Annotated in this window: 5 protein-coding genes; 1 reads left to right on the top strand and 4 read right to left on the bottom strand. The window is 68.1% G+C overall.

The window, feature by feature from the left end; all coding sequences use genetic code 11:
* A partial coding sequence (gene lnt / locus I5I_RS03440; protein ID WP_036316510.1) for an apolipoprotein N-acyltransferase occupies positions 1 to 1146 on the top strand: 1146 nt, incomplete at its 5' end.
* A 3-nt stretch (positions 1147 to 1149) separates the two neighbouring features.
* Here lnt and I5I_RS03435 read toward each other — a convergent pair.
* The 4 genes from I5I_RS03435 to I5I_RS03420 form a co-directional block, all read right to left on the bottom strand.
* Positions 1150 to 1524, bottom strand: a complete 375-nt coding sequence (locus tag I5I_RS03435; protein ID WP_036316509.1) for an RNA polymerase-binding protein RbpA — start codon at positions 1522 to 1524, stop codon at positions 1150 to 1152.
* Between the two features lie 101 nt (positions 1525 to 1625).
* Entirely contained in the window at positions 1626 to 2399 is a 774-nt protein-coding gene (locus I5I_RS03430) for a glycerophosphodiester phosphodiesterase family protein (RefSeq protein WP_036316508.1), read from the bottom strand.
* Positions 2396 to 3355, bottom strand: a complete 960-nt coding sequence (locus I5I_RS03425) for an SPFH domain-containing protein (RefSeq protein ID WP_036316506.1) — start codon at positions 3353 to 3355, stop codon at positions 2396 to 2398. The genes I5I_RS03430 and I5I_RS03425 overlap by 4 nt, the downstream gene beginning before the upstream one ends.
* Positions 3355 to 3870: an NfeD family protein gene (locus I5I_RS03420; protein WP_036316504.1), complete on the bottom strand. Its 516-nt coding sequence runs from the start codon at positions 3868 to 3870 to the stop codon at positions 3355 to 3357. Before I5I_RS03420 ends, I5I_RS03425 begins: the two co-directional genes overlap by 1 nt.
* Positions 3871 to 4098: the final 228 nt, after the last annotated feature.

Here is a 4098-nt window from a genome sequence, read left to right as displayed (position 1 = left end):
TTTCCCTGGACCCGCATCGCCGTGACGCAGGCGGACTCGCCGCTCGCGCACGTCACATCGTGGACGGGAATGAGCGGTCTGTCGTTCCTCATCGTCTTCGCCTGTGCGGCGGCGATCGAGGTGGCGCGGCTCGGGGCTGTGACGCGCGCGCAGGTCGCGGCGCTGCGGGCACTGCCCGCGGGGATCACCGTGCTCGTGCTGTTTCTGCTTCCCGCCTTTCCCACGACCGATGCCGGCCGCATCCGCGTGGGCGCGGTGCAGGGCAACGGGCCCGCCGGCTACTTCGATCAGCATGCGGCTTACGACGTGTTCCGTGCGCAGCTGGCGGCGACGCGACCCATCGAAGACCGCGACATCGATCTGCTGCTGTGGCCGGAGGGCGGGATCGACGCCGACCCGCTGTCGAACACGTCGGTCCGAACGGCGTTGGACGCTCTGGCCGCCCGTGTGGGCGCACCCTTACTGGTCAGTGGGGTCACCCAGCGCGGTGAGCAGTACTTCAATTCCTCGCTGCTGTGGCAGGCGGGCGCTCAGAACCCGACCGCCCTGTACGACAAGCGCCACCCTGTTCCTTTCGGTGAGTACGTGCCGGACCGCTGGTTCTACAACATGCTCGCGCCGGATCTCATCGGCCTCATCCAGCGCGAATACACCCCGGGAACGACGACGCCGATGTTCGATGTCGACGGGGTGGGGGTCGGGCTCGCCATCTGCTTCGACGTGATCTACGACGACGTGATCCGCGAGGGTGCTCTCGCCGGCGCCCAGGTCTACATGTTCCAGACGAACAACGCCGACTTCCGCGGTACTGACGAGAACCTGCAGCAGCTCGCGTTCGCCCGCATCCGCGCGGTGGAGAGCGGTCGTGCCGTCGTCAACCTGTCCACCGTCGGCACCAGTCAAGTCATCGGGCCCGATGGTCGCACGATCGACGCACTGCCCGCCGACGAGCCGGGGGCGATGGTCACCGATGTGCCCTTGCGCACCGGGCTGACCCCCGGCATCCTCCTCGGCGATGCCGTGCAGACCCTGCTCGGATGGGGCAGTGTGGTGGCGCTCGCGCTGGTCGGTCTCATCGTCCGCCGTCGCGCGCGCACGCCGAAGACGCCGACCCCCGAAGGGGCCGGCGTCGAAGCGGGGGAGTGAGCGTCAGGCGCTCAGGCGCGAGTCGTCCGCGGCGCCGCGACGGGCGCGCAGCAGGGAGAGGCGCTCTTCGAGCAGCTCCTCCAGCTCGGGAACGGTGCGACGCTCCAGCAGCATGTCCCAGTGGGTACGGGGAGCCTTGTCGCCGGAGTGGTCGACCTCGACGACCGAGTCGCCCACGCGGAGCACGGCCTCGGCGCCGCAGGTGCGGCATTCCCAGGCCTCGGGAAGCTCGGCGTCGGCCGCGAAGGTCATCACGGTCTCGCGTCCGCACTGCGTGCAGACATAGGTGTGGTTGGCGCGCTCATGGAACACGACGCCTTCTTCGCTCTGTAGGCTCGAGGCGCCGAGTCGGATGCCGCGCAGGCTGCGATCTGCCATTGTGTGGTCCTCTCGTCGTGTCAGGTATAACGTGCGGACCTGTGTGCCTCATCCGAACGGCCGTGCCAAATCGCCCTTTCACAGGGGATCCCCAGCCCTGATCAGGGGCGCGAGGCGGTGGCGTTCAGTGCGAGGTCGGCGCGATCGGTGACGAGACCGTCGACGCCGAGAGCCAGGAGTCGATCCATGTCGTGGCGGTCGTTGACCGTCCAGACGTGCACCTCGACGTCGGCGTCGTGAACGAGGCGCAGCAGGCGTGGTGTCACGATGCGCATCGGTCCCTGGCGCTCGGGGATCTGCACGGCATCCACCCCACGAAGTACGCGTCTGACCAGAGCGCTCGATCCCGTCGACACGGCGGCGAGCAGCCTTGCGACGGTCTCACGGCCGGCGGACGTCGCCGGCTCGCCGCCGAGATGACGCGCCGCCTCGAGTGCGCGCCGCCGACGCGCATCCGAGAAGCTCGTGATGAGCACGCGATCCGCGTGACCGGCGACGATGCGCCCCAGCGGAAGGGCGGCATCGGGGGACTTGACGTCGATGTTGAAGCGCAGCGTCGGAAACGCCTCGATCGTGTCGGCGGCGCTCGCCAGCCCCCCGCGGTCGGCCATGATCTCCACGAGCTCGTCGTGGCGCACGGCCGCGATCTTTCGCGGATCACCGGTCACCCGGAGCAGATCGTCATCGTGGAAGAAGACCACGACGCCGTCAGCGGTCAGATGGCAGTCCGACTCCACGTACTTCGCACCGATCGCGTGCGCGGCGGCGAAAGCGGCGACCGTGTTCTCCACGATGCCCTCGGCGTCCGTCGGGACGAAGCCGCGATGAGCCAGCACACGCGGAGCGGCGCTGGCGGCGAACCACGGGTGGCTCACGAGGGCTCGGTGGGAGGCACGCCCGTCGTCGCGGTCGACGCGGGTGCGCCTCCGGCATCCGTGCGTGCGGCGAACGCGCTTCCGAGGCCCTTCATCGCCTCCGTGAACTCGCTCGGGATGATCCACAGCTTGCTGGATGAGCTGTCGCTGATCTTGGGCAGCGTCTGCAGATACTGGTAGGCGAGCAGCTTGTCGTCGGGGCGGCCCGCGTGGATCGCCGAAAAGACGTTCTCGATGGCGGCGGCCTCACCCTCGGCGCGAAGGATCGCCGCCTGCTTGTCGCCCTCGGCTTTGAGGATCTCCGCCTGCCGGCGGCCCTCGGCCTCGAGGATCTGGGACTGCTTGGAGCCTTCGGCGGTGAGGATCGCGGCGCGTCGGTCACGCTCGGCGCGCATCTGCTTCTCCATGGAGTCCTGGATCGAGTGCGGCGGATCGATCGCCTTCAGCTCGACGCGCGAAACCCGCAGCCCCCACTTTCCGGTGGCCTCGTCGAGAACGACGCGCAGTTGACCGTTGATGTTGTCGCGGCTGGTGAGGGCTTCTTCGAGATTGAGCCCGCCGACGACGTTTCGCAGCGTCGTCGTAGTGAGCTGTTCGACGGCCGACAGGTAGTTTGCGATCTCGTACGTCGCGGCGCGCGCGTCGGTCACCTGGAAGTAGACGACGGTGTCGATGGAGACCACGAGGTTGTCCTCGGTGATGACCGGCTGCGGCGGGAAGGACACGACCTGTTCGCGCATGTCGACGAGGGGTCGCAGGCGGTCGATGAACGGCACCAGGAGGTTCAGCCCGGGGGAGAGGGTGCGTTGGTAGCGGCCCAGGCGCTCGACGACACCGGAGTAGGCCTGCGGGATGATCCGAATGGATCGGAAGAGAACCACGATCACGAAGATCGCGATCACGACGAGCAGGACGATCACGAAGATCTGACCCACGAACGCTCCGACGTCGACCATCAGTCGGCACTCCTTTCGGGAGAGTCGGATGCCGCCGAGGAGCCGGCGGCGGGGGAGGAGGGAAGCGGCGCCACCTCGACCGTGGCACCACGGATCGCTGTGACCACCACTCGGTCGCCGGCAGAGAACGCGGGCGACGCCGGGGCGAGCTCTGCCGTCCACAGTTCTCCGTTGTCGAGGCGGACGAATCCGCGCCCGTCGACAAAGGGCGTCGTGACGCGCGCGGCCATGCCGTAGAGCGCGTCGACGTTCGTCGGATGCGGCTGGCTCGATCTGTGCAACGCCTTCAGCAGCAGCGGGCGGATCGTGAAGAGCAGCAATGCCGAGACCGCGGCGGCGAGGAGCACCTGCAGCCACCAGGGGCCCCCGAGCAGGTTCGTTCCGAGGCCGCCGATGACCGAGCCTGCGGCCAGCATGAGAAAGGTGAACTCGAGGGTCAGCAGCTCGATGATCACGAAAGCCACGGCGAGCACGAGCCAGGCGATCCAGAGATACTGCGTGAGATCGGGCAGCATGTGCGCTCCCTTCGTGGGCCTTGTTCGAACCCTAACACCCGCCCGTCTCGACGCGGTGGCCTCCCGCCGGGTGTTCGTGTGGCACCGGTTGATAGTGTCGAGAGGGCTGCGGCGACACCCGCCCGGCATCCGTCTTCTTGCAGGAGCAATCATGTCCCAGCCCATCCCCGCCGGCTCGCTCGCCGGACGGACGGCGACTCTAGAGGATCCCCGGGTCCGAGCTCGAAT

This window comes from Microbacterium sp. B24 (genome assembly GCF_000333415.1).
Taxonomy (GTDB): Bacteria; Actinomycetota; Actinomycetes; order Actinomycetales; family Microbacteriaceae; genus Microbacterium.
This window is presented reverse-complemented; position numbering and strand designations above follow the sequence as displayed.